General features: G+C 51.9%; 24 protein-coding genes and 1 riboswitch. All 24 genes read left to right on the top strand.

What is annotated here, in order from left to right; genetic code table 11:
* The first annotated feature begins 111 nt into the window (after positions 1–111).
* The 24 genes from ABEW34_RS02850 (at position 112) to ABEW34_RS02965 (ending at position 24,811) form a co-directional block, all read left to right on the top strand.
* The gene (locus ABEW34_RS02850; protein WP_430154691.1) at positions 112–1,128 is read left to right on the top strand and encodes an ABC transporter substrate-binding protein; all 1,017 of its coding nucleotides are present in this window, start codon (positions 112–114) and stop codon (positions 1,126–1,128) included.
* Positions 1,129–1,133: 5 nt separating this feature from the next.
* The gene (locus ABEW34_RS02855) at positions 1,134–1,934 is read left to right on the top strand and encodes an ABC transporter permease (protein ID WP_430154693.1); all 801 of its coding nucleotides are present in this window, start codon (positions 1,134–1,136) and stop codon (positions 1,932–1,934) included.
* Between the two features lie 213 nt (positions 1,935–2,147).
* On the top strand, positions 2,148–3,020 hold the full coding sequence (locus ABEW34_RS02860; protein WP_430154695.1) for an SPFH domain-containing protein: 873 nt from the start codon (positions 2,148–2,150) through the stop codon (positions 3,018–3,020).
* Positions 3,021–3,033: 13 nt separating this feature from the next.
* Positions 3,034–3,234 (top strand): hypothetical protein, encoded by a 201-nt coding sequence (locus ABEW34_RS02865; protein WP_099517823.1) that lies wholly within the window; start codon positions 3,034–3,036, stop codon positions 3,232–3,234.
* A 240-nt stretch (positions 3,235–3,474) separates the two neighbouring features.
* A complete protein-coding gene (locus ABEW34_RS02870) occupies positions 3,475–4,266 on the top strand; it encodes a hypothetical protein (protein WP_430154697.1) in 792 nt (263 codons plus the stop codon).
* 148 nt (positions 4,267–4,414) lie between these two features.
* Positions 4,415–4,565, top strand: a riboswitch (guanidine-I (ykkC/yxkD leader).
* 46 nt (positions 4,566–4,611) lie between these two features.
* Complete coding sequence (locus ABEW34_RS02875; RefSeq protein ID WP_430154699.1) at positions 4,612–5,337, top strand: urea amidolyase associated protein UAAP1; 726 nt, start codon at positions 4,612–4,614, stop codon at positions 5,335–5,337.
* A 2-nt stretch (positions 5,338–5,339) separates the two neighbouring features.
* On the top strand, positions 5,340–5,990 hold the full coding sequence (locus ABEW34_RS02880; RefSeq protein ID WP_430154701.1) for an urea amidolyase associated protein UAAP2: 651 nt from the start codon (positions 5,340–5,342) through the stop codon (positions 5,988–5,990).
* A 22-nt stretch (positions 5,991–6,012) separates the two neighbouring features.
* Positions 6,013–9,714 carry an urea carboxylase gene (gene uca / locus ABEW34_RS02885; protein WP_430154703.1) on the top strand — a complete coding sequence of 1,234 codons (3,702 nt, stop codon included), beginning with the start codon at positions 6,013–6,015 and terminating at the stop codon, positions 9,712–9,714.
* Entirely contained in the window at positions 9,711–11,552 is a 1,842-nt protein-coding gene (gene atzF, locus ABEW34_RS02890) for an allophanate hydrolase (protein ID WP_430154705.1), read from the top strand. The genes uca and atzF overlap by 4 nt, the downstream gene beginning before the upstream one ends.
* A gap of 264 nt (positions 11,553–11,816) precedes the next feature.
* Positions 11,817–12,566: an ABC transporter ATP-binding protein gene (locus ABEW34_RS02895; RefSeq protein WP_430154772.1), complete on the top strand. Its 750-nt coding sequence runs from the start codon at positions 11,817–11,819 to the stop codon at positions 12,564–12,566.
* A gap of 24 nt (positions 12,567–12,590) precedes the next feature.
* On the top strand, positions 12,591–12,824 hold the full coding sequence (locus tag ABEW34_RS02900; RefSeq protein WP_430154707.1) for a hypothetical protein: 234 nt from the start codon (positions 12,591–12,593) through the stop codon (positions 12,822–12,824).
* Between the two features lie 536 nt (positions 12,825–13,360).
* Complete coding sequence (spoVT, locus tag ABEW34_RS02905) at positions 13,361–13,903, top strand: stage V sporulation protein T (protein ID WP_430154708.1); 543 nt, start codon at positions 13,361–13,363, stop codon at positions 13,901–13,903.
* 299 nt (positions 13,904–14,202) lie between these two features.
* Positions 14,203–15,684 (top strand): nucleoside triphosphate pyrophosphohydrolase, encoded by a 1,482-nt coding sequence (gene mazG / locus ABEW34_RS02910; RefSeq protein ID WP_430154709.1) that lies wholly within the window; start codon positions 14,203–14,205, stop codon positions 15,682–15,684.
* 192 nt (positions 15,685–15,876) lie between these two features.
* Positions 15,877–16,149 (top strand): HU family DNA-binding protein, encoded by a 273-nt coding sequence (locus tag ABEW34_RS02915; RefSeq protein WP_430154711.1) that lies wholly within the window; start codon positions 15,877–15,879, stop codon positions 16,147–16,149.
* Positions 16,150–16,152: 3 nt separating this feature from the next.
* Complete coding sequence (locus ABEW34_RS02920; RefSeq protein ID WP_046234424.1) at positions 16,153–16,434, top strand: RNA-binding S4 domain-containing protein; 282 nt, start codon at positions 16,153–16,155, stop codon at positions 16,432–16,434.
* A 107-nt stretch (positions 16,435–16,541) separates the two neighbouring features.
* Positions 16,542–17,150, top strand: coding sequence for a histidine phosphatase family protein (locus ABEW34_RS02925; RefSeq protein ID WP_430154713.1), 609 nt, complete (start codon positions 16,542–16,544; stop codon positions 17,148–17,150).
* Positions 17,150–17,911 (top strand): DUF817 domain-containing protein, encoded by a 762-nt coding sequence (locus ABEW34_RS02930; RefSeq protein WP_430154774.1) that lies wholly within the window; start codon positions 17,150–17,152, stop codon positions 17,909–17,911. Before ABEW34_RS02925 ends, ABEW34_RS02930 begins: the two co-directional genes overlap by 1 nt.
* Before the next feature lie 209 nt (positions 17,912–18,120).
* Positions 18,121–18,405, top strand: coding sequence for a sporulation protein YabP (gene yabP / locus ABEW34_RS02935; RefSeq protein ID WP_099517812.1), 285 nt, complete (start codon positions 18,121–18,123; stop codon positions 18,403–18,405).
* Positions 18,402–19,004 carry a spore cortex biosynthesis protein YabQ gene (gene yabQ, locus ABEW34_RS02940; RefSeq protein WP_430154715.1) on the top strand — a complete coding sequence of 201 codons (603 nt, stop codon included), beginning with the start codon at positions 18,402–18,404 and terminating at the stop codon, positions 19,002–19,004. The genes yabP and yabQ overlap by 4 nt, the downstream gene beginning before the upstream one ends.
* A gap of 68 nt (positions 19,005–19,072) precedes the next feature.
* Complete coding sequence (locus ABEW34_RS02945; protein WP_056034815.1) at positions 19,073–19,384, top strand: FtsB family cell division protein; 312 nt, start codon at positions 19,073–19,075, stop codon at positions 19,382–19,384.
* 103 nt (positions 19,385–19,487) lie between these two features.
* On the top strand, positions 19,488–20,033 hold the full coding sequence (locus ABEW34_RS02950; protein WP_430154717.1) for a S1 domain-containing RNA-binding protein: 546 nt from the start codon (positions 19,488–19,490) through the stop codon (positions 20,031–20,033).
* A 364-nt stretch (positions 20,034–20,397) separates the two neighbouring features.
* Positions 20,398–22,890 carry a stage II sporulation protein E gene (gene spoIIE / locus ABEW34_RS02955; RefSeq protein ID WP_430154719.1) on the top strand — a complete coding sequence of 831 codons (2,493 nt, stop codon included), beginning with the start codon at positions 20,398–20,400 and terminating at the stop codon, positions 22,888–22,890.
* A gap of 288 nt (positions 22,891–23,178) precedes the next feature.
* A complete protein-coding gene (locus ABEW34_RS02960; protein WP_430154720.1) occupies positions 23,179–23,904 on the top strand; it encodes a hypothetical protein in 726 nt (241 codons plus the stop codon).
* Entirely contained in the window at positions 23,888–24,811 is a 924-nt protein-coding gene (locus ABEW34_RS02965) for a protein kinase domain-containing protein (RefSeq protein WP_430154722.1), read from the top strand. Before ABEW34_RS02960 ends, ABEW34_RS02965 begins: the two co-directional genes overlap by 17 nt.
* The last annotated feature ends 76 nt before the right edge of the window (positions 24,812–24,887 follow it).

Below are 24,887 nucleotides of genomic sequence, written 5' to 3' on the forward strand. Positions count from 1 at the left end.
TTTCTTCCTCGAAACGGCAGCTTTGCCGCCAGAGGACGGCGACAGCTGTTTACGCTTGGCCCAATCTCCCTTTATTGAGAGATTGGAGCTTTAAAGACAAGGGGTGGGACAATGAGACAGTCGTGGAAGGTTTGGCTTTTGGGGTTGCTTATCGTGTCGGTGTTTGTTGTTGCAGGTTGTGGCAGTTCAGATGGCAAAGCAGGAGGAGATGGGACAGGGGAGCCGATTACAATTGCTCTTAGTCCGTGGCCGGGTTGGTACATGTGGTATGTAGCGGAGGAGAAAGGTTTTTTTGAAAAGCATGGCGTCAACGTCAAGCTGGAGTTTTTCCCGGTGTACAGCGACTCGCTGCAGGCTTTAGCGACGGGAAGGGTTGATGCGAACAGCCAGACGCTGAGCGATACGCTTGCTCCTTTTTCAAAAGGAATTCCGCTTAAAGCGGTTCTGGTAAATGATAATTCTTTTGGCGGCGATGCTATTGTCAGCAAACCGGAAATCCAGTCCGTTCAGGATTTGAAGGGAAAAACGGTTGCGACGGAGCTTGGAACTGTCGATCATTTGCTGCTGCTGACTGCCTTGGCGCAAAATGGCATGAAGGAAGAAGATGTGAACTACGTCAATATGACCGTAAATGATGCGGGACCCGCTTTTATTTCCGGAAAGTCAGATGCTTCTGTGCTGTGGGAGCCGTTTCAGACGATTGCGGTGAAGGAGGGCAAAGGCAAGGTGTTGTTCTCTTCTAAAGATACGCCTGGGCTTATTCCAGATCTGCTTGTGTTCCGTGAAGAGGTCGTGCAGAAGCGTTCCGCTGAAGTGCAGAAGGTGGTGGATGCTTGGTTCGAGGCGCTTGCGTATTATGAAGCCAATCAGGAAGAAGTGCTGAAGCTGCTTGCGGCTAAGGCGGAGACGACCCCGGAGGATCTCAAGCTGGGATTTGACGGCATCAAGCTGTTCTCGCAAGCGGATAATCTCCATGCCTTTGAGAAGCGTGATGAATATACCTCGCTTGAATATACGGCAGGGCAGACGGCGAATTTCTTGCGCGGACTTGATATGGTCGGCGACATAGATGATGTGAGCGGACTATTCGACTCGCAATTCGTCAAAAATACAACAGCAGGGAAGTGATGGCGATGAAAGCAGTTCGGCGGCGGAAGCCGCATCGGATACAGATTTTTAAAGATATCAGCCCCCGAGCGTTTGCGCTTACAGCTAGCTGCTCTTTTCTGCTCCTTCTGCTGCTCTGGTCGCTGCTGAGCTATACGGAGGCTGTGAACCCCGTATTTTTGCCGAAGCCGCATGTCGTTCTGACTACCTTTATAGAGCTGCTCGGCAGCTCTGATTATTGGAATCATATTGGCGTTAGCTTATTTCGCGTAATGTCGGGCTTCCTGTTGGCATGTGTATTGGGCATTCCCATCGGGATATTGGCTGGAACGTTCAAGTTCGGCGAAGCACTGGTGGAGCCGCCGATGGAATTTATTCGCTATATGCCGGCGGTCGCCTTCATTCCGCTTATTATGGTTTGGGCAGGGATTGGGGAGTGGGCCAAGGTGCTGCTTATTTTCATCGGCTGCTTCTTTCAGCTGGTGCTGATGGTAGCTGACAATACGCGAAGGGTGTCACAGGATTTGCTGCAAGCTTCCTTTACGCTTGGGGCGGGGCGCTGGAAGGCGATTGAGACGGTGCTGATACCGGCGATCCAACCGCAGCTCATGCATACGATGCGGCTTATTCTCGGCTGGGCGTGGACATATCTAGTTGTGGCGGAGCTGGTTGCGGTCAACAGCGGGCTGGGATATGCAATTATGAAGGCGCAGCGGTTTTTGAATACGGAGGAAATTTTTGTTGGTATATTCGTTATTGGGCTGCTTGGCTTGATTAGCGACCGCATTTTTGCCTTTTTGAACCGCAGATTATTTCCTTGGGTATAAAAAAGAATAGCAGTACCTGCTATGCGAGGCTCGCAGTCCAATAGGGAGAGTTCCCTGAGGATTGTGGGCCTTTTTTAAATTGGAAAGTATATGATTTTTCAACGACAGCTTTGCCGCCAGAGGATGGCTTCAGCTGTTTGCGCTTGTTTGCATATAAATGTAAAAAGTGATATCATAAATATATCAAATTAATACTAAGGAGTGTTCTGACAGATGAAGGAGTACAAAGCTTGGCATGTGAATGGATTTTTAGCATTGCTCATTGGCATATTGTCACTTGTTGGGGGAGTCATTCTTATTGTGTTTGGCGCATCGGACTCACAGCCGGACTTCCTTTTGATTATTGCAGGTGCTTTGCTGATTCTTCTTTTTATTATCGCTGCTTCCTCGCTGACGATTGTGCAGCCTAATGAAGCGAAGGTCATCACCTTTTTCGGAAAATATATCGGTACGGTAAGGAATGCGGGGCTGTGGATGACGCTTCCGCTGACGAACAAGCAGAAGGTGTCGCTTAAAGTGCGCAACTTTAACAGCCATACGCTGAAAGTCAATGATGCTGATGGCAATCCGATTGAAATTGGGGCGGTTGTTGTATTTAAAGTAACGGATACATCTCGTGCCAGCTTCGATGTAGACAATTATGAGCGTTTCGTGGAAATCCAAAGCGAGACGGCTGTTCGCCACACGGCGGCGCAGCACCCGTATGATACGCATACGGATGAGAATGCGATGTCGCTGAGAGGCAATTCGGAGGAAGTGGCTGAAGAGCTGCTCAAGGAGCTGCAAAGCAGGCTTGCTGTTGCGGGAGTTGAAGTGATTGAGACGCGGCTGACGCATCTGGCCTATGCGCCGGAAATTGCTAGCGCAATGCTGCAAAGGCAGCAGGCGACAGCGATTGTGGCGGCTCGCCAGAAAATCGTTGAAGGCGCAGTTGGTATGGTGGATGCGGCGTTGAAGCAATTGGAGGACAGTGGAATTGAGCTGGACGTGGAGCGGCGTGCGGCGATGGTCAACAATCTGATGGTGGCGATCGTATCGGATCGTTCTGCTACTCCGGTCATTAATACCGGGTCTTTGTACACGTAAGGAGCTGTCGATAATGGGAAAAGAAAAGAAAGCTTTTCCGCTCCGACTGAATCCTGACATTCACCGCGCTCTGGAGCAATGGGCTAATGAGGAATTTCGCAGCGTTAATGGGCATATTGAGTTTCTGCTGCGCGAGGCGCTTAGCCGCTCTGGCAGGCTGCCAAAGCCAAAGCCTGCCGAGCCTCCGGAAAATGCTGGTGAGCCTAAGGAATAGAGAGAAGCAGATAAAGAGCCTGATTATAGGAAAGAGCAAAGCCAAACAGCAGCTGCCGTCTAAGGACGATGAAGCTGCTGTTTGCTTTGTTTGAGGTGGGTGATTCGCAGGGTCAGCGGTCATTGAATGAGCGCAGCTGCCTTGTAACTTTTTCACAGAAGGAAGCGTCGTTAACTTTAAAGCTATTAGTATGCAGGTTGCAGGCATGAGGGTAATGGTATGACGGATGGGGGGATGAAAATGAACAAAATGCGGCAGAGGTCATCTCTGGTGCTTGTTATTGTGATGGCATTTGTATTGGTCTCGGGAGCAGCGGCTGTTTATTTCTTGAAGGGCAATCATAAGGTGGCTCCTGCCGATACAGAAATGGCTAATTTGGTTCGCATGGAGACGGAGGAGGTTGTACCTAAGGTACTAGTGGTGGGAGGGGCTAACGGTGAGAAGATAGAGTTAGCTATTAGCGATATCCCGCTCTATAAGAAATACCTGGGCTTGCAAGCTGATATTGCTGAAATTGAAAATGAAGTCGAACGAACTCAATTGGAAATGCTCGATATCGCGGGTCAAGAACGTTTTATTTTGCTGAAGTACAATTGTGCTAATAAGCAATGCTCAACTATTTTGGTAAAGGAACATGATTCCGAATTAGTGAGCGTTGGTTTGGCGGATGGCATTTTTCAAGATTATAAGCTTTCTCCAGAGAAAAATAGGCTGCTATTGAGATTTGGCTACAATGAGGGCGGGCAGGTTGTTCGGCATGCTTTGTTTGCTGTTGATTTGGTGCAGATGAAGGTCATTCCTTATGAGAGGGAGGAGCTGGCTAAAGTGTATATGTACGCGCCAACTTGGCCGATTCCTGATTACGAATGGGTAGATAATAATCAGTTTTGGATAGGTTCTGCTGATCTGCAATCATCTAAAGCTGGGTTTGAAGAAATTCAAAATTGGTTCGCTTCAAGTGAACGGAAAATCAAGAAGACTACTATTTCGCTAAACCGAGAGGAGCGATTGGACGCATACTCAATGCCGTAGAGGGCTGATGTGTTTATATAGCGACGTATTTAATGTTATATTATCTAACGCAACTGTTGACAAATGATATTCAACAGTCATATAATCTATCTAACGTTAGGTTATGTGACAATTGAATATGGGTTTCCGTTGCGACATAAACTGGAAACAAACCGCTGTCTAGGGTTCCGTTAGCTGCTTGTGGGGGTTTCCTCATCTGATGAAAGCTAAGTCTGGTCCGAGAGACGGCATACAGTCGAAACTATAGCGCTGCTGGCGCGAATCGCTGTATAACACGGAAGGATAAAAGCCTGGGAGATCAATCTCCCAGGCTTTTTTTTATATTCTCGGAGAGGTGGAGTGGAAATGAGTAAAGGGTGGAGCAAGATGATTGAAGGTGGAGGCAAGTGGTCAGGCGTTATTGGACGGGGGAAGCTCGTTCGTTTGACTGCCCTTGAAGGTGGGGCAAATGTGTCGGCCATGCTGTTCAGTGCCGCAGATCTGAATGAACGTTACAATATGCCGGATACCCTTAAGGCGCAGCATACCTCACATCTAACCAAAGGGAATGTGCTGATGAGCGACAATGGGCGCGCAATGGTCAGCATTGTAGAAGATGAACTGGGCTGGCATGATCCGCTTGGCGGCTACACAAGCCGCGAGCTGACGGATGAGCGCTATGGCGCGACGACTTATCAGGAGCTTCGAAACGGCTGGCTGCGAAGCGGGCAGGAAAATTTGGCGGTGGAGTTAGTGCGAAACGGCATGGGTGTCAGAGATTTGATGCCGGTCGTCAATTGGTTTTCTAAAGTCAGCTGCGATGAGCAGGGTGATATGCATTATGTGGAGCATCATTGCCAGGCAGGCAGCACTGTAACGCTTAGAACAGAAATGGATGTGCTGCTAATGTTATCGAATACGCCTAATCCGCTCGATGCAAGAAGGGTTTATCCATCGGTTCGTGTGTTGATTGAAGTATTGGCTGCGGAACCGGTAGATCGGGATCATGATTACTGTGTGAATTACCGTGCGGAAAATCGCCGTGCGTTTGAAAATACGTGGGAATACGACGCTTTACGAGGAGGCGAATAATAATGGCCGCTTTTAATCTGATAGAAAGCCCGCGCAAGGCGGCGGAGGCTGTTTACAGTAAAACGATTTTGGCGGGTGATGGCTGGATGCATGACCTGCTGCCTGGCCAAGTGCTCAGAATTGTCGACCTGGAAGGCAATCAGGCGGCGGACACGCTTTTTTACGACGCTGATCAGCCGGAAGATCACTATAGTGCCATTGCAACGATTGCGGGGCAAGCGAATGTATATTTATCGGCAGGGTCGGTGCTGCGGGCGGAGTCGGGCAAGCCACTCGTGACGATCATTGCCGATACATGCGGACGCCATGATACGATTGGCGGCTCCTGCTCTGCCCAGAGCAACACGGTGAGATATGCCCATGAAAAGCTGCATATGCACAACTGCCGCGATACGTTCATGCTCCAGCTGTCGAAGCGGGAGGCGGGTTATACAAAGCGCGATTTGGCGCCGAACGTGAATTTTTTCATGAATGTGCCGGTGACGGCTGAGGGAGGCTTGCAGTTTGCGGACGGTGTATCGGCGCCTGGCTATTACGTAGAGATGCAATCGCATGGCAGGACAACAGTGCTCATCAGCAATTGTCCGCAGCTTAACAATCCTTGCAATGCCTATAACCCAACACCTGTGCAGGTGCTGATCTGGAACGAATAAATGAATGCGGGGAGAGGTCGCTATGTTTACAAAGGTACTGATTGCAAATCGCGGCGCGATTGCCGTGAGAATCGAACGCACGCTGCGCAAGCTGGGCATTCAATCTGTCGCCGTCTATACGCAGGCAGATCAAGACAGCAGGCATGTCGATAATGCCGACGAAGCGGTATGGATTGGAGATGGCCCTGCCAAAGAGAGCTATTTGAACGCGGAGCTCATTCTTCAGACGGCGATAGCGGCAGGTGTGGAGGCGATTCATCCGGGATATGGGTTTTTGAGCGAAAATGCAGACTTTGCCCGTGCTTGCGCCGAGCGCGGCATCGTATTCATCGGCCCGACCCCGGAGCAAATGGAGCAGTTTGGTCTTAAGCACTCAGCCCGAGAGCTGGCGTCAAAGGCGGGTGTTCCGATGCTGCCAGGAACCGATCTAATTGACAGTGTGGAAGAAGCGGTGCTGCGTGCGGAGCAAATCGGATACCCGGTTATTTTGAAAAGCACGGCAGGCGGCGGCGGTATCGGCATGCGGGTTTGTGATGATGAGCAGGCACTGCTTGCTGCTTATGAGGGTGTTCGTCATCTGGCGGAGACGAATTTCAAGAACGGCGGAATGTTTTTGGAAAAATACATCGCCAAGGCGCGCCATGTCGAGGTACAGATTTTCGGCAACAGCTATGGTGAGGTTGTTGCGCTTGGTGAGCGGGATTGCTCCGTGCAGCGGCGCAATCAGAAGGTGCTGGAGGAAAGCCCAGCGCCCCATCTGCCGGATAGTGTCCGCACGGCCATGATGGAGTCGGCAGCGAGGCTCGCTGCCGAAGTGGGCTACCGCAGTGCGGGGACGGTGGAGTATTTATATGACCCGGAAACGTCCGCGTTTTATTTTCTGGAGGTGAACACACGGCTGCAGGTCGAGCATGGCGTTACGGAAGAGGTGCTTGGCCTTGATCTCGTGGAATGGATGGTGCGGGAAGCGGCGGGCGAGCTGCGCGATTTGCAAACGCTCGCGAAGAAGCCGCAGGGACATAGCATTCAGGCGCGGATTTACGCCGAGGATTGTCTGCAGGGCTTTCGCCCGAGTGCGGGGCAGCTGGATCAAGCGAGATTTTCGGAGCAAGCGCGCAATGAAACATGGGTGAGAGATGGCATGACCATTACGACGCTGTATGACCCGATGCTGGCGAAAATTATCGTGCACGGCAAGGATCGCGACGATGCTTTGCGTAAATTGGGCGAGGCGCTGGCCCAGACGCGGATGTACGGCCTGACGACAAATTTGCAATATGTGCAGGCGCTGCTTGAGGATGCGGCTTGCAAGGAGGGGCTTGTTTATACGCGAATGCTGGAAGGCTTTGCGCCAGTGGAGCAAGCCATTGAGGTGCTGGATGGCGGCGTGCAGACGACGGTGCAGGATTGGCCCGGAAGAGTCGGGCATTGGGATGTCGGTGTGCCGCCATGCGGACCGATGGACCCTTACTCCTTCCGCCTCGGCAACAAGCTGCTCGGCAATTCTGATCAGGCGGCGGGCCTGGAGCTGACATTGCGCGGAGGTTCTTATCGCTTCCGCGCAGCTATGCAGTTTTGCCTGACGGGCGCTGATATGCAAGCGAAGCTGGACGGCAAGCTTGTTCCGCTGTATGCGCCTATTCTAGCGAAGGCGGGACAGGTGCTCAGCTTCGGCGAGGCGGCTGCAGGGCTTCGGACGTATTTGCAAATTGCAGGCGGACTAGATATGCCGCTCATACTGGGCAGCGCTGCAACGTTTACGCTGGGCGGCTTTGGCGGTCATGGCGGCCGGGCGCTGCGAGCTGGAGATGTGCTGAGAGTTCACGGCGCTAGCAGCATGCTATCGTATGAAATGGCGCTCTCTGAAAAGCGCTCTGAGCTGTCGCGAGACTATTTGTCTGCACCGTTAGCGAAGGAGTTTGCTCCTGCGTACCGTCCAGCCATTGCAGGGCAATGGACAATTGGCGTTATACCGGGACCGCATTGTACGGAGGAATTTTTGCGGCCTGAATATTTGCAGCAGTTAACCGAAACGCAGTGGGAGGTTCACTTTAACAGCTCCCGCACAGGCGTGCGATTAATCGGTCCCGCGCCGCTATGGACTAGAGAAGATGGTGGAGAAGCCGGACTGCATCCTTCTAACATTCACGACAATGCCTATGCTGTAGGAACGCTTGATTTGACGGGCGATATGCCGATCCTGCTGGGGCCAGATGGCCCGAGCCTTGGCGGTTTTGTATGCCCGGTTACGACGGCTTCGGCCGAATTTTGGAAGCTGGGGCAGCTGCATCCCGGCGATAAGGTCTATTTTCAGCTATTGACGCTTGAAGAGGCGGATAAGCTGCGTGAAGCACAGGAAGCTAATCTGCGGGCGCTTGGCGAAGGCGACATGGCGTCACTGCAAGAGCTGAAGCTTCCTGAGCCAAGGGGGCAGCTGCTTTCGCCGTCCTATCCGCTGCTCGTCCGCGAGGAGGCGGGGCGGCGTTTTCCCATCGCCATTCGTTGCAGTGGGGATGAGAATTTGCTCGTGGAATATGGCGAGCTGAAGCTGGACATTTTGCTCCGTTTTCAGGTGCATGTGCTGATGGAGGCCATACGGGCGGATGCTTCGCTTCCGGTGCTTGATCTTACGCCGGGCATTCGCTCGCTGCAGGTGCATATCGATCGCACTCGCATCACGGCCCGCGATGCTTGCCGCCGCTTGCTGGAGCTGGATAGCGGGCTACCGCCGCTTGAGACCATTGAAGTTCCATCGCGAATTGTGCGGCTTCCGCTGTCATGGGACGATCCGTCCACGCAGCTGGCGATAGACCGCTATCAGCAAACGGTGCGTCCTGATGCTCCGTGGTGCCCGAGCAATATAGAGTTCATTCGCCGGATCAATGGCTTGGAGGATAGGCGGGCTGTGCGGCAAATCGTTTTCGACGCCAGTTATCTGGTTCTGGGTTTGGGCGATGTGTACTTGGGTGCGCCAGTTGCTACGCCCATTGATCCGCGGCACCGTCTGGTGACGACCAAATATAATCCGGCGCGGACGTGGACGCCTGAAAATGCAGTTGGAATTGGCGGAGCCTACATGTGTGTCTATGGCATGGAAGGGCCGGGCGGCTATCAATTTGTTGGGCGCACGATTCAAATGTGGAATAAGCTGCAGGCGACGAAGAGTTTTGCGGCGGGCAAGCCATGGCTGCTGCGGTTTTTTGACCAAATTCAGTTTTATCCGGTAGCTGCGGATGAGCTGTTGAAGATGCGAGAGGACTTCCCGCGTGGGCGCTTTGATGTCGAAATTACGGAAACGACTTTTCAGTTGAATGACTATTTGCTGTTTCTTGCTTCTATTGAAAAGGATGCAGAATCGTTCCGCGACACCCAGCAGGCGGCGTTCAAGGCAGAGCGTGAGAGTTGGAAGGCGCTTGGGCTTGCGGAATATGTGTCGGAGCAGGATAGTGCGGATCTGGGCGAAGAAGAGGAGCTCCCTGCGGGAGCGGAGGCCATTCGCTGCAATATGCCGGGAAGTGTCTGGAAAGTGCTCGTAGGTCCGGGCGATCGGGTGAAAAAGGGCGATACGCTTATCATTGTTGAGAGCATGAAAATGGAGTTTTCCCAGCAGGCATCCTGTGACGGGGTCGTTGCTTCGATCTATGTCAGGCCTGGTGATGAGGTTCATACCGGCCAGCTTGTTGCTGGCATTATGCAAATCCAGAAAGAGGTGTCACTCGTATGACGGCTGTTACTTTTCCTGATGTGCTTACCATGCAGTGGCTGCGTGAAAAATATGCCGCCAAGCAGCTTGCGCCTGAGGCGGTAATTGAAGAAATCATTCGCCGTTCCGAGCGGGATGCCGCAATGAACATCTGGATTACACCGCCTGCGCTTGCGCAGCTGCGGCCCTATTTGGAGCGTCTCGCGCTGCTTGATCCGGCAAAAACACCGCTCTGGGGCATCCCTTTCGCGATCAAGGACAATATCGACGTTGCTGGCTTGCCGACAACGGCAGCTTGTGCGGAATTTGCCTATACGCCAGAAGAAAACGCCACTGTAGTGGAGCGTTTAGTTCGGGCGGGAGCCATTCCGCTGGGCAAAACCAATCTCGACCAATTCGCCACTGGCTTGGTCGGCATGAGAAGCCCTTACGGCGAGGCGCATAATGCTTTGCGCCCCGAGCTGATCAGCGGCGGCTCGAGCTCCGGCTCGGCTGTCGCTGTTGCCCGCGGCCAAGCGGTATTCTCGCTTGGCACAGACACCGCCGGCTCCGGCCGGGTGCCGGCCGCGCTGAACGGGCTTGTCGGCTACAAGCCGACCCTTGGCGCGTGGCCGACCAAGGGCGTCGTGCCTGCCTGCGCCAGCCTGGACTGTGTGACGGTATTCGCCCACAGTATAGATGATGCGCTCGCCGTCGACAGCTCCGCTCGCGGCCTCGATCCCGCTGATCCATGGTCAAGGGAGGTTGCGCGCTCTGCAAGCGGCCTGCCGTCCAAGCTGTATTTGCCGCTAGAGCCACCAGCTTTTTATGGACCGTTTGCAGGCGGTTACGCTCAGGCATGGGATGCCTCCGTTCAACAGCTGCAGCAGCTGGGGATTGCTATTGAAAATGTGGATTGCGGCTTGTTTGCAGAAGCGGCAGCTGAGCTATATGAAGGTCCCTGGGTGGCAGAACGCTGGGCTGAACTGGGTAGTTTTATCGAAGGTCATCCCGGAATTGCGGTTTCTGCAACGGAGCAGGTGCTTCGTTCGGGAGCTGCCGAGCGCCATACGGCAGCTTCCGTATTTGCTTCCATGCATCGCTTGCAAGCCTTCAAGCTGGCGGCAAAGGGTCTGCTTGATGATGCGGTGCTGGTTATGCCTACCTGTGGCGGAACGTGGACGCGTGAGCAGGTGCGCGAGCAGCCTATACAGACGAATACGGCAATGGGCGCTTTTACGAACCACTGCAATTTGCTCGATCTAAGTGCGGTAGCTCTTCCTTCAGGGGAGGCGGCGGAGCGGCTGCCTTTTGGCATAACGCTGTTCGCTTTAGCGGATCAAGAGCATCTGCTTGAAGGCTTGGGGAGGTTATATGACAACCAGATAATGGAGTCTGGGCAGTCGGGCCGGGCGGAATGCAGTCAAAATGGCGCTGTAGCGGCTAGAATAGATCCTGCAGCGGCATCCGAAATAGAAGACTCCGATCAGACGACGCTAGTGGCTGTATGTGGTCTCCATATGCGCGGATTCGCGTTAGAGCAGCAAATGCATGCTTTCGGAGCAAGCTTTTTCAGGGAAGCGAACACAGTGGCTAAATACGAGCTAATCAAGCTTCCTACGACGCCGGCAAAGCCTGGCATGATTAAGCTGGATCGAGGCGGCGTATCGGTCGCGCTGGAGCTTTGGCGAATGCCGCTGGCGCGTTTCGGTGAGTTCGCGGCTCTTATACCAGCGCCTCTAGGCATGGGGAAAGTGGAGCTGGAGTCTGGGGAAGAGGTGCCGGGCTTTATTTGTGAAGGGTACGCTCGTGAAGGGGCAGAGCGAATTTCGGCCTATGGCAGCTGGAGGAAATATCAGCAGTCCATAAGCATTATGTGAATAAACCTAACATATAAATTGACAAACAGTAAAAAATTACGGTATTCTAATTAAAATTGTTAGATTACCTGACAAATTGAGCGGCAGTTATTCAAATCCAGTGCCGGTTTGCTTGCTGGAATGCAAGCAGACCGGGCAGCGCAAATTAAACACTTTTGGAGGCGGTCATGTGTGAATATGGCGACGGTAACAGCGAAAGAACAGCTGGAGGAGAAAGTATTGGTGCAAAACGAGCCAGCTTCCGCATTGGCAGCTGGCAGCGGAATGATCGAAATACACGGTCTCCATAAAGTATACCAAACGAAAAAAAGCAGCTTTGAAGCGCTGCGCGATATTCAGCTCACTATTGGCTCCAATGAGTTTTTAACCATACTCGGCCCGTCTGGCTGCGGCAAATCTACGCTGCTTCGCATGGTCGCCGGACTTGATGAGCCTTCGAGCGGCATGCTGGCTTTGGATGGTGAAGAGATTGTCGGGCCCGGTGCAGAGCGGGGCATGGTCTTTCAGGGCTACACGTTGTTTCCGTGGCTGACGGTGCGTGAAAACATCGAATATGGTCTCAAGCTGCAAGGGGTACCAACGCTTGCTCGACGGGCGATCTCCAATTATTGGATCAAAATCATCCGTCTTGAGTCGTTTGACAAGTCATATCCGAAGCAGCTTTCAGGGGGGATGAAGCAGCGGGTGGCCATTGCCAGGGCGCTTGCCAATCGCCCGAAGGTGCTGCTGATGGATGAGCCATTTGGCGCGCTGGATGCCCAGACGAAGCTGGAGATGCAGGAGATGCTGCTGGATGTGTGGCAAAAGGAGAAAACTACCGTGCTTTTCATTACGCACGATATTGATGAAGCGATCTTTCTGTCCCAGCGGATTGTCGTAATGGGGGCTGGCCCTGGGCGGATTTTAAAGCAATTTAAAGTGAACTTGCCTGCGGAGCGTTCGCCAGAAGTGCGTGAGCACCCATCATTTTTAGCTTTAAAGCGCGAGCTTGCCGATCTGCTGAAGCATGATTGAGTGATTTTAAAGGAGGAGTTAATAATGGAGCAACTGAATAGGGCTGTGCTGGAAGAGGAACAGAAGGATCAGCGGAATTTCCCTACTGCCGAGGTTCTCAAGGCTCGTCCCAAACTGCTTGCGGCTATGGCTTTGCTTGCTACCGTCATGTTATTCAGGCATCCTGCGGCTCTTAATGGAGCAGCGGGATGTTTTTCTTTTCGGGGAGAAGAAGGGCAAAAGGAGGAGGCTCGCGGAGGGCAAGAACAAAAGGCTTAACCAGATCAGGGTTAAATCAAAATGGTGGAGCTGCTGGTTAATAGCTGGATGAAGCGACAAATATTTAAAAATTTCGTGGATATTCACCCGCTGGAACTAGGAAATTAGTCTGGGAATGAGCTGCCCGCCGCCTTTCAGGAGTGCTGAAAGGCGGTGTTAATGAAGGGGAAGTAAAGGGTAAAATAGTTTAAAGGGTTGCTGTTCAAGGTTCGTGCATAAGAAATTGGGAGCGGATGAATACTATGGTCAGATTCACAGGCAAACGCATTGCCCGGCTTGATCAAGTAAAGAACGGTCCTTCGAGTGGCGGCCTTCGTCATGCATCGGAAAACGACTGCTTCAGCATTCGAGGATTTCCCCTGTTAGCCGTGTTTTTTTAAATATAAGACTTTATAAGTTCCTGCTTATAACCCGCTTATATTTCAGCGCAAAACGAGCCTTTGCCGATAAATGACGGCGAGAGCCGTTTACGCTATTAGACAGGCAGTTCGTACCCAGTAGACTTAAAATCCTCTAGGAAAGTGGGGCAACATGAAATGAAAGCAACTGGAATTGTACGCCGCATTGATGATCTTGGGCGTGTAGTTATTCCGAAGGAAATTCGCCGGACACTACGCATTCGGGAAGGTGACCCGCTTGAAATATTTGTTGATCGCGACGGGGAGGTTATTCTTAAGAAGTACTCTCCTATTGGCGAACTCGGGGATTTTGCCAAAGAATACGCAGAATCGTTGTTTGAGAGCACGAATCATGTGGCGCTCATCTCTGACCGGGATACGATTATTGCGGTAGCCGGCGCCTCCAAGAAAGATTTGCTGGACAAGCAGGTAGGGCCGATACTGGAAAGCTGCATGGAGAACCGCAAAGCTGTGGCTGAAACGACTCCCGGGGCTTATGAGATGATTAAAGATATAAGCGACACTTTCTCAGCCTTCGTTGTAGCGCCGATTATTGCAGGCGGAGACCCGATTGGTACCGTTGTGCTGCTAAGCAAGGATGAGGCTGTGAAAATGTCGATTATGGAGCAAAAAATGGCAGAGACTGCTGCTGGCTTTTTAGCGAAGCAAATGGAGCAGTAAAACAGGCTGTCTCTTCAAACGCAAAGCCCGGTGCACACAGCAGGATAGCTGTTTAAGCACCGGGCTATTATTTGTTTGTGTTGCTGGGGACTGGATGTCTGAGCATATATGAGCTCAACTTTCAGGTTATAGGAGCTGTAAATTAGTTTAAAAATTGGAAATGATAAACCTTTTTAATGTAGTACCCCCGTTTTTCCAATTGAGGGAATTGAGAAGGGGGCTTGTTCGCTTTTTTGTAGTAGCAGCATCTTCTTTAGTATACTAATGGGACAAGCCAATTGTAGGAGAGTGGGAGAATAATGAGTGAACCGCATATTACGGTTGTTGGCCTCGGTTCTGGCGACGCCGATCAAATGACGCTTGGCGTATGGCGCAGACTCCAGCAGGCATCGCGCGTCTATGTCAGGACGGAGCAGCATCCTGCGATTTCGCTGCTTAAGGAGCATGAGCTTGCGTATACCTCGTTTGATTCGGTGTATGAACAGCATGATACGTTTCCAGAGGTGTACGAGGCGATAGCAGCCATGCTGCTGTTAGAGGCGCAATCGTCGCAGGGAGAGGTCGTGTACGCCGTTCCGGGGCATCCAATGGTCGCAGAACGTACGGTTCAGCTGCTCCGCGAGCGCTGTACGGATGCAGGCGTGCAGCTTGACATTATCGGTGGAGAGAGCTTCCTGGATCAAGCGTTTATTCGGCTCGGCATTGACCCGATTGAAGGTTTTGCGCTGCTGGATGCCGCAGAGCTTCAGCCCGCCATGCTTCAACCACGGGTACATACGATTATTGGGCAAATTTACGATGCGTTTACCGCATCCGACGTGAAGCTGGCTTTAATGGAGCGTTATCCCGACGACTTCGAGGTTGTCATCGGACATGCACTCGGTGTTGCCGGCGAAGAGCAGATTATTCGCGTGCCGCTCTATGAGCTTGATCGTACACAAGGCTTTGGCAATCTATCGCTGCTGTACGTGCCGCGTACGTCGGAGGATGCGGTGCTGAACCGTTCTTTTGATCGGCTTCATGAGATTGTGGCCATTTTGCGCAGCCCGGAAGGCTGCCCATGGGATCGGGAGCAGACGCACTCGTCTATCCGCAAAAACTTTATCGAAGAGCTGTACGAGGCTCTTGAAGCGATAGATAATGATGATCCGGACGGTATGCGCGAGGAGTTCGGCGATGTGATTTTGCAGGTGATGCTGCATAGCCAGATGGAGGAGGAGACGGGCGCGTTCACTGTCTATGATGTCATTGAGACGCTGAACGAGAAGCTGCTGTTCCGTCATCCGCATGTATTTGGCGCCAGCAGCGCTGCGGATGCCGTTGAGGCGCTTGGCAATTGGGAGCAGATGAAGGCTGAGGAGAAGGAGCGCAATGGCACAGCTGCCAGCCGGCAGTCGCAGCTGGACGGCATTCCGCAGGACCTTCCGGCGCTGATGAAGGCATACAAGCTTCAGAAGAAGGCGGCGAAGGTCGGCTTTGACTGGGATGATCTTGGGCCTGTGCTCGATAAAATTCAGGAGGAGCTTTCCGAGCTTCGTGAAGCGATTGCCTCGAAGGACGAGCTGGAGCAGGCGGGCGAGCTGGGCGATTTGCTGTTCGCCGTCGTCAATGCAGCGAGATTCATCCATGCTGACCCAGAGGAGGCTCTGACGATGACGAACCGTAAATTCAAGTCGCGTTTTGCTTATATTGAGGAGCAGCTTCGTATAAGCAACAAAACTTTTGACCAGACTGATTTAACAGAAATGGACCGCTGGTGGGAAGAAGCAAAGCGACAGTAAGTTACGCGGTTCGCTAAGAGCAGCAAAGATTCCGCACTTTTCGTGAAAAAAATTTGCGGTCAGCGGCAGGAATTCATGTCGGCAAGCAGAATAAGTTAACTTCGTAAGTGTAACAGTTTCAAACTTTCACGAACGTAGGCCGCACTGTGCGGCTATACCATTAGCTAAGCTTATTATTAGGAGGATTTTAGAATGAACAAAACAGATTTGGTTAACAACATTGCAACAAAAAGCGGTTTGACTAAACGTGATGTAGAGGCTGTTCTTAACGGCTTTCTTGGTGAAGTAACAGATGCTCTTGCTGGTGGAGACAAAGTACAATTGATCGGCTTCGGTACTTTCGAAACGCGCACACGCTCCAGCCGTGTTGGCCGCAACCCACAAACTGGCAAAGAGATTAACATTCCAGAATCGAAAGTTCCTGCATTTAAAGCAGGCAACAAGCTGAAAGAAGCTATCCAGTAATTCATGCGTCTGGATAAGTTTCTTAAGGTATCCCGCCTGATCAAGCGGCGTACAGTCGCTAAGGATGTGTCCGAGCAGGGACGCGTCTGGATCAACGGCCGTGAAGCGAAAGCGAGCAGCGCCGTAAAGGTTGGGGATGAGCTTGCTATCCAATACGGGCAGAAGACAGTAACCGTTCGAATTGAGCGAATTGCCGAAACGACCCGCAAGGATGAAGCCGGTGAGCTCTACACGGTGCTGAAGGAAGAACAGCGTCCGCGTGACAATGATCTCGAATGGCAATAAAGATAAAGGGTTGCTCGCGCATGGTAATTATGTGCAGAGCGACCCTTTTTTTATAGGTATACGTATATAACTGTGGATGGAGCAAAATCAAGGAGGGAAACTGGAGCATGACGAAAATAGGTTGGATCAGGCATGGGGTTACGCAATGGAACGTCGAGGGGAGAGCGCAGGGCTCTACGGATATTCCGTTGAATGAGGAAGGCTTGCAGCAAGCGGAGGTGTTGGCGGAGCGGCTCAGCAAGGAGGAATGGCATCATATTTACTCCAGTGATCTGCAGCGAGCGCTTGCGACGGCTGAGGCGGTGGCAAAGCGTCTGGGCGGCGGTGTGGCGGTCAAACAGGATGAGCGGCTGCGGGAAATGGGAGGCGGCCTGCTGGAGGGCACGACGGAGGCGGAGCGTATCGAGAAGTGGGGAGCCGATTGGCGGGAAATGGACTGGCAGGGAGAAAGCCATGAATCGGTTGTTGGTCGTGGCAGCGAGGTGCTGAGCGAGATAGCCCTTAACCACCCAGGTGAAAATGTACTCATCGTCAGCCATGGTGCGCTCATCGGCCGCTGCTTGAAGGAGCTTGTGCCGGATGCCTATAAGAACGAGCCGCTTCAAAATACGTCCATCTCGACGATTTATGCGAATGCCGCAGGCGGCTGGACATGTGAGAGGTTTAATTGTGCGCTGCATTTGAGCGGTGTGGTTGACGAAGTAGAGGCGAAATGATTTTTTTTCTGAAAAAGCTGCTGTTGTTCGGCTACTTGCAGGCGCTGAACTGCCTGTTTCCGGTTACGATCTTCGGGGCTATGGCTCTTACGCATTACGTCCATGTGCCGGGCATTGCCCGGTATGATCTTATTCTGCTCATCTGCTTGGCCATGCAGGTCGTTATGGTAGCTACGAAGCTGGAGACGTGGGATGAGCTAAAGGTCATTTGCCTGTTTCATATTATCGGGCTGGTGCTTGAGGTGTATAAAGTGAAAATGGGCTCTTGGACGTATCTGGGCGAAGGCTGGTCAAGAGTATTCGACGTTCCGCTGTACAGCGGCTTCATGTATGCGAGCGTAGCGAGCTATATTTGTCAGTCTTGGCGCAGGCTCCATCTGGAGATGGTGGGCTGGCCAAAAATGGCGTATGCGGTAGCGATCAGCGCAGCGATATATTTGAACTTTTTTACCCACCATTATTTGTGGGATTTCAGATGGGTGCTGATGGCGGGCCTGATCATCGTATTCTGGCGCACGAGCGTCCGTTTCAGGCTTGGAGATGCCGTGTATGCGATGCCGCTGACGCTGGCTTTTGCTCTAACCGGATTTTTTATTTGGATAGCGGAAAATATTATGACTTTTTTCGGGGCATGGGCCTATCCGGATCAGGAAAAGCAATGGACGCTCGTTCATGTGAGCAAAATCAGCTCATGGCTGCTGCTCGTCGTGATCAGCATCATTATTGTGGCCCAGCTGAAACGGGTAAAAAGCGCCCGCTGAACGCAATAGAAGCTTTCTTTTAATAGATAGGAAGGTAAGGCGTTGCGAGGTTTCAAAATCATAGAATAGGGTATATATCGGTAGCTGCTCTATTTTCGTGAGTCCTTTCATAGACTCCATAGATTTGTCCCACTGGACAGGTTCTAAAGTTCGTCCCACTCCCATAAGCTTTAGCATAAGCTACGCTTTTGAAGTGGAGGGACGGGTCAATGGTGGAACAGAATAAAGGACAGAAGCGTCAGGAAGTGAAGATGCTCAATCGAAAGCTTCTGGAGATTACCGGCGTATTGAATGTGGAGAGCTTTGACAGCGAGGAATTTTTGCTGGAAACGGATCTGGGCTTCCTGACGATTAAAGGGCAGAACCTGCATATTAAACATCTCAGCCTGGAGCAAGGCTTTGTCGCTATAGAGGGGCTCGTTCATTCGCTCGCCTATCTGGATGGCAATGCCCCAAGCAAATCCAAAAGCCTATTTGGTAAATTATTTAAGTGACGCTGACGATGCAGTGGTACACGATCGCGATGATGCTTCTGTCAGGAATCGGCATGGGAGTCGCTTTTGACGGCTACCGTGTGGTGTCGAATGAGCTGCGGTTTCCGCGGTGGTGGCTGCCGGTTCTGGATATTATTTACTGGCTGGTAGCGTCGATTATTGTGTTCCGTGTGCTGTACGCAAGCAACAATGGCGAGGTGCGGGCGTACGTTTTCCTAGGGCTGGCAATAGGTGTGACCAGTTATTACTTTCTGTTTAGCAAGCCAGTCATCAAACTGGTACAGGGCATCATTCGCACCATCCGCGCACTAATCAGAGGAATTGTCAAAACAGTGGAATTTGTCATTATTAAGCCGATCCTTCTATTATACAAATTAGGTATTGTAGTACTGGGATTTGGGACTGCTTTCACTATTTTTGTTCTAAAAATTGTGTTAAAATTGACTCGTCCATTATGGCTATTGCTATGGTGGGTATTAGGTCCTATCATACGTCCGTTGAATCGTCAATTCACGAAGGCTGCCAATAAGCTTAAGCTAGCAGAACGCTTTAAGGCAGCGGTTGCACGCGTAGTTGCACTTTGGCGGAAGTTATTCTAAGTTTCATGGCAGGGAGCAGATCGAGTGATGGATGCATCTGGTTCTATTTCTTAAGGGGGTACAAGCATTTGGCGACAGCAGCAGCAAACAAGTTAACCGTTAATCCAGGCTCCAAGCGTCGGATCAAGATGTGGATGATGTTTATTGTCCTCTTCATGGGCTGGGCGGCTTATACCTTCTTTGGACAAATCCAGCAGCAAAACGCTACCGAACTGCGGCTTGCAGCTGTAATGAAACAGAAGGAAGAAGCCACCAATCAAGCGCAGCAGCTGCAACAGGAAATTGAGCGGCTTAACGATCCGGAATATATTGCCCAGCTGGCAACCAAAGGTCAAGGCATGGTTAAAGAGGGCGAACAACAGATACAGGTGGTTAAATAGACGCACAAACGGGTGAACGTCTGTTGACCTTCCTTCTTCCGTTCGGTTATAATCACGTTAATAGTACATTAAGCGAAACTTTTAGGGAGGAACATTTTATTTTATGGCAATTGAAGTAGGCGCGAAGTTAGAGGGCAAAGTGACAGGCATTACGCATTTCGGGGCATTCGTTGATTTGTCTGGAGGTGTCACAGGTCTCGTTCACATCTCGGAAATTGCTGATAATTACGTCAAAGACGTGAAAGATCACCTGAAGATCGAAGACGTGGTCAAGGTCAAAGTGATTAACGTTGACAAAGACGGAAAAATTGGACTTTCCATTAAACAGGCAATTGATCGACCAGAAGGCCAACTGCCTCCTGCACGCGAATCACGTCCAAGCACTCGGCCGAGTGGCGGACCTGGTGGCGGCGGAGAGCGCTTTAATCGCGGCGGCAGTGGTGGCGGTCAGGATCGTGGCGACCGTGGAGGACACGGCGGCGGCGGTGGTGGACGTCCATTCAAGCAGCAGGCCGGGAGACCAGCTTACGGAAAACCAACTTTTGAGGATAAAGTGTCGCGCTTCCTGAAAGACAGTGAAGAACGCATTTCCTCCCTGAAGAAGAATACCGAAGGCAAACGCGGTGGACGCGGAGCCAAGCGGGTTTAAGTAAGAGCTATATTTTAATGACAAGAGCAGAGCCTTTATGGTTCTGCTTTTTTTGCGTTTATGTGCCGCCTCCAAGTTTTTTCCTCCCCTACTCTTTCAATACCGACACGTTCACCTGTATATTCGCCAACAAATAGAAGTGCCAATAGACGGTTTTTGTTGAAGCTGTTCGAGGCAATGGCTGCAAAGAAGCAGGTATGAGCCCAGACAGGGCAAGCGAAAATTTGCTTTTGACAAGGACTGCGAGGGCAGTTGATTTTGTCGGAAAAAACTTTTGGGCCGCCTACGTTAAACTGACAAACTTCCTGTGGACGACCTCCTATAATGGGAAACACAATACATTCGGAAATGGTGGTGTCTGCGGATGAACAAGGAAAGTGTACTCGTATTTCCCAGAGGAAAGAAAGAAGGATGGCTGCAGCCTCGAATCGGTAAAATCAAGGAGCGCGTTGCCTCGCAGCGATTTATTCAGCTGGTGCTGGCGAAAAAATGGACCTTCCTGCTTGTTGCTGTTGGTTTTTTGCTTGGACGAGCCGTCATTTTGGAGTCGCTTATGCCGTTTGCCGCCGCTTATTTCGCCGTCATTTATTTTCTTCGAAAGGATGCGGTTGCTTGGGTTGGGCTGTCAGTGGTGGTGGGGAGCTTCTTTGCGGTTACACCCTCCCCGGTCTGGATTGCGATGGAAATTGCGGCATTATTTCTTTTGTTCAAGGGGCTCGAAGCCTATGAGAAAGCTGAGCTTGCTTCGGCTCCGCTGCTCGTATTTACCGCCACCTTGCTTGTCCAATTGTTTCATGCCTTCACCTTGGATACGCTGACCTGGTACAGCATCATGCTGGTTGTAGTGGAAGCGGCGCTTGGCTTCGTTCTCACCCTCGTATTCATTCAAGCCATACCGGTGCTGACCATGTCTAAGAAGACGGCGGCACTGCGGAGCGAGGAGATTATATGTCTAATGATTTTGCTCGCTTCTGTCATGACAGGGGCAGTGGGCTGGGTGATTTACGGCATGTCGGTGGAGCATATTATGTCGCGGTATATGCTGGTGCTGTTCGCGCTTGCTGGGGGAGCGCCGCTTGGAGCATCGGTCGGGGTCATTGCGGGGCTCATACTCAGCCTTGCGGACTTCAACGCCATTGTGCAGATGAGTCTGCTGGCTTTTGCGGGGCTGCTGGCGGGGCTGCTGCGGGATGGAGGGAAGATGGCTGTAGCCTTCGGCATGCTGCTCGGGACGTCCATTTTAGCTGTATATGTAGGCGGCCAAGGCGATGTGATGGCGTCCACCTGGGAATCGGTTACAGCGGCTATTATGCTGATATTGACGCCGCGGGTCATGATCCGGACGATATCCCGCTATGTGCCGGGAACGAATGAGCATGCCAAGTCGCAGCATGAATATGCGAAGCGGGTGCGTGAGGTGACGGCGGAGCGAGTCACGCAATATTCGGAGATGTTCCGGCAGCTCTCGCGGAGCTTCGGGCAGTTAAACGGCAGTGTTGTGGCGATGAACCGCGAAGATGAGATTACTCATTTTATGAATGAGGTGGCGGCTCGAAGCTGTGCCAGCTGCCATCGGCAAAACGCATGCTGGGGGGATAAATTTTATCAGACCTATAAAGTGATGACCGAGATGATGACGACGGTAGAGCAGGAGCGGGCTCCTGGAGCCAAGGATATGCCGAGAACGTGGACTGCCCATTGCTCCAAGTCGACGCAGGTGATGTCTGTCATGAAGCAGCAGTACGAGCTTTATCAAAATAATATGCACTGGAAGAAGCAAATATTCGACTCCCGTCAGCTGGTGGCTGAGCAATTGACCGGCGTATCCCAGGTTATGGAGGACTTGGCAAAGGAAATTCGCCGCGAGGGACAAACGCTGCATCTGCAGGAGGAGCAAATTAGGGAGGCGCTGGAGGGGCTGGGTCTGTCGATTCGAGAAATTGAAGTGATTAATTTGGAGGAGGGCAATGTTGATATTGAGCTGTACCATACATTTAGCAAGGGATATGATGAGTGTCGCAAAATTATTGCGCCGCTGCTTACGGACATTTTAGGTGAGCATATTGCAGTTAAACTCGAGGAGGAACCGGAGAAAAATGGAGAAGCAACAAGAGTCGTATTTGGCTCCGCCAAAGTATTTGAAATTGAAACGGGCGTTGCTGGTGCGGCCAAAGGGGGCGATCTGCTGTCAGGCGACAGCTTTAGCATGGTGGAGCTTGGCAACGGCAAATTTGCCGTGGCGATTAGCGATGGCATGGGAAATGGAGAGAGGGCGCGCCAGGAAAGCAGCGCAGCGCTGTCGATTTTGCAGCAGCTGCTCAAGTCGGGTATGGACGAGAAGCTCGCGGTCAAATCGGTCAACTCCATCCTGCTCCTGCGTTCCTCAGATGAAGTATTCGCAACCGTGGACCTCGCCATTATCGATCTTTATACCGCCTCAACGATGTTTATGAAAATCGGATCAACGCCGAGCTTTATTAAGCGCGGCAAGGAAGTGATTCCAGTTACGGCTAACAATTTGCCGATCGGCATTTTACAGGATATTGATGTGGATATGATTTCAATGCAGCTCCAGCCGGGAGATGCGCTCATTATGATGAGCGATGGCATTTATGATGCGCCGGGCCATGCGGTCAATAAGGAGATGTGGATGAAACGAATTATTCATGAGCTGAAAACGGAGGACCCGCAGGAAATGGCGGATGTACTGCTCGATACGGTAGTGCGTCATCATAAGGGGGAGATTATCGACGATATGACCGTGCTGGTGGCACGCGTGGACAAGCATTTGCCAGAGTGGGCGGCATTCCGCTGGCCGGGACTGACGCGGATGGAGCGGCCGCGGACGGTAAGCTAGCATAAGGGGAGAAGATGAAAAGAAGAAAGGAGAAAGGAAAGAAGGTTGAGAAACGGCTGGGCGGCTGCTAAATTTATGGATTAACTGGAGGTGACAGGCCGGACCAGCATTCATTCATAGCGTGCTTCAAAGTGGAGCGGCTATGAATGAATGCTGGTTTTTTTCTGCATGCAGCCGTTTATCTCTCTTAAAATGGGCAAAGCTGATAGAATCAGCTCCTTGTCCCCCCTAAGTGGGGCGGCATGCTGGTTTGTGGCTGTTTACGCTTGTGAGGGGAGATTGATAGGGATGAAACAAATTTTGCTTATAACCGATGGTTGTTCAAATGTAGGGGTTAGTCCGATAATAGCGGCGGCCCATGCGAAGGCGGAAGGTATTGCAGTCAATGTCGTTGGGGTGCTTGATCACGGCGATGCAGGCGAGTCCGGCAGCATGGAGATTGAGGAGATCGCAAGGGCGGGCGGCGGCATCAGCCGGATGGTCCAAACGCGCCAGCTGGCCCAGACGGTCCAAATGATGACCCGCAAGACGGTTGTACAGACGATTCAGCTGGCTGTGCAGAAGGAGCTTAAGCATGTGCTGGGCAGCGGGGCGATTGAGGATTTGCCGCCGGAGACACGCAGCGAGGTCGTGAGGGTCATGGATGAGCTTGGGGAAAGCTCAAGTCTGCAGGTGGCGCTGCTTATCGACGCCAGCGCCAGCATGAAGCCCAAGCTGATTGCGGTAGAAGAAGCGATCCGCGACCTAATGCTGAGCCTGCAAGCAAGGCAGGGGAAAAGCGAAATCGCTGTCTTTCATTTTCCAGGCGGAAGGCATGGAGAAGAGTGCAAAATGGATTTGGGCTGGACGGATAATTTATCGGGAGCACAGTCCATTTTTCCAAAATTGCAAATGAGCGGAACGACGCCAACGGGTCCTGCGCTGATGCAGGTCATTGATTTTTATCGTCAGGGGGATTATGGTAGGAGGAGCAGAGAAGAAACGGATGGGATGATGAGTGACTACGTCGTTTAGAATCAGTCTCCACCGTGGCACTGTGGTGACTGGAAAATGGAAGCGCCGTAAGTATCGGGTCGAGCGTCTGCTTGGGGAAGGCGCCAATGGCAAAGTGTACTTGGTCCACTCGGACCAGGGCTGGGTCGCGCTTAAGGTAGGCGCTGATGCGGTCGACCTGCAGTCGGAAATCAATGTGCTTCAGACGCTTGCGAAGCAGGGAAGGCGCCAGGCACCTGCATTTTTGTATGATGTGGATGATCTGCAAGGCTCCGATGGACGAGATTACCCTTTTTATATTATGAAGTATGTGCGCGGAGTGAACTTGTCTGCGTATTTGCTGCAAAACGGCAAGGAATGGTTCCCGCTGGTCAGCCTCAATTTATTGAATAAACTGGCGGAGCTTCACAACAAGGGCTGGGTATTTTGCGATTTGAAGATGGAAAATGTGATGGTGGCCGATTACGGGCATGTCGAGCTGGTGGATTACGGCGGGGTGACGGCGGTAGGGAAGAGCATTCGCCAGTTCACTGAAATTTATGACCGCGGCTACTGGAATGCAGGGTCTCGGGCAGCCGATTTGAAATACGACTTATTTTCTTTCGCGGTGCTGTGCATCCAGATGCACGACCCGAAGCGGCTGCACCAGCTCACCTTGACGCTGCTCCCGCAAAATCGTTCGACCGAGGATTTGGAGCAGCTCATTGCAACCAATGCTTCACTGAAGCCGATTGCAGGCTGGCTTGCAGAAGCGCTTGCGGGACGTTTCGCAGATGCTGCTGAAGGCGCGGAGGCGTGGCGCGTGTTGATGCATGGAACGAACCGCAAGCAGGCTGCACCGACTCCTTTTTGGCTTAAAGGGCTAGTTGCGGGTTCGGCGATTATGCTGGCTGTATCGGTTTATTGGCTGCTTCGCGTGGGTATGTAATGACATAAGATGTTATAGGAAGGTTTCGCCAGTATGTTGAAGAAGGCGAAGCCAGAAGGGAATGAGGGAAGGGAAA

The sequence above is a fragment of the Paenibacillus algorifonticola genome (assembly GCF_050481745.1).
GTDB lineage: Bacteria > Bacillota > Bacilli > Paenibacillales > Paenibacillaceae > Pristimantibacillus > Pristimantibacillus algorifonticola_A.

Excerpts from the sequence above, each read along its gene's own strand:
- ABEW34_RS02850 (WP_430154691.1), top strand. The coding sequence starts at position 112 with ATGAGACAGTCGTGGAAGGTTTGGCTTTTGGGGTTGCTTATCGTGTCG.
- ABEW34_RS02855 (WP_430154693.1), top strand. The coding sequence starts at position 1,134 with ATGAAAGCAGTTCGGCGGCGGAAGCCGCATCGGATACAGATTTTTAAA.
- ABEW34_RS02860 (WP_430154695.1), top strand. The coding sequence starts at position 2,148 with ATGAAGGAGTACAAAGCTTGGCATGTGAATGGATTTTTAGCATTGCTC.
- ABEW34_RS02865 (WP_099517823.1), top strand. The coding sequence starts at position 3,034 with ATGGGAAAAGAAAAGAAAGCTTTTCCGCTCCGACTGAATCCTGACATT.
- ABEW34_RS02870 (WP_430154697.1), top strand. The coding sequence starts at position 3,475 with ATGAACAAAATGCGGCAGAGGTCATCTCTGGTGCTTGTTATTGTGATG.
- ABEW34_RS02875 (WP_430154699.1), top strand. The coding sequence starts at position 4,612 with ATGAGTAAAGGGTGGAGCAAGATGATTGAAGGTGGAGGCAAGTGGTCA.
- ABEW34_RS02880 (WP_430154701.1), top strand. The coding sequence starts at position 5,340 with ATGGCCGCTTTTAATCTGATAGAAAGCCCGCGCAAGGCGGCGGAGGCT.
- uca (WP_430154703.1), top strand. The coding sequence starts at position 6,013 with ATGTTTACAAAGGTACTGATTGCAAATCGCGGCGCGATTGCCGTGAGA.
- atzF (WP_430154705.1), top strand. The coding sequence starts at position 9,711 with ATGACGGCTGTTACTTTTCCTGATGTGCTTACCATGCAGTGGCTGCGT.
- ABEW34_RS02895 (WP_430154772.1), top strand. The coding sequence starts at position 11,817 with ATGATCGAAATACACGGTCTCCATAAAGTATACCAAACGAAAAAAAGC.
- ABEW34_RS02900 (WP_430154707.1), top strand. The coding sequence starts at position 12,591 with ATGGAGCAACTGAATAGGGCTGTGCTGGAAGAGGAACAGAAGGATCAG.
- spoVT (WP_430154708.1), top strand. The coding sequence starts at position 13,361 with ATGAAAGCAACTGGAATTGTACGCCGCATTGATGATCTTGGGCGTGTA.
- mazG (WP_430154709.1), top strand. The coding sequence starts at position 14,203 with ATGAGTGAACCGCATATTACGGTTGTTGGCCTCGGTTCTGGCGACGCC.
- ABEW34_RS02915 (WP_430154711.1), top strand. The coding sequence starts at position 15,877 with ATGAACAAAACAGATTTGGTTAACAACATTGCAACAAAAAGCGGTTTG.
- ABEW34_RS02920 (WP_046234424.1), top strand. The coding sequence starts at position 16,153 with ATGCGTCTGGATAAGTTTCTTAAGGTATCCCGCCTGATCAAGCGGCGT.
- ABEW34_RS02925 (WP_430154713.1), top strand. The coding sequence starts at position 16,542 with ATGACGAAAATAGGTTGGATCAGGCATGGGGTTACGCAATGGAACGTC.
- yabP (WP_099517812.1), top strand. The coding sequence starts at position 18,121 with ATGGTGGAACAGAATAAAGGACAGAAGCGTCAGGAAGTGAAGATGCTC.
- ABEW34_RS02950 (WP_430154717.1), top strand. The coding sequence starts at position 19,488 with ATGGCAATTGAAGTAGGCGCGAAGTTAGAGGGCAAAGTGACAGGCATT.
- spoIIE (WP_430154719.1), top strand. The coding sequence starts at position 20,398 with ATGAACAAGGAAAGTGTACTCGTATTTCCCAGAGGAAAGAAAGAAGGA.
- ABEW34_RS02960 (WP_430154720.1), top strand. The coding sequence starts at position 23,179 with ATGAAACAAATTTTGCTTATAACCGATGGTTGTTCAAATGTAGGGGTT.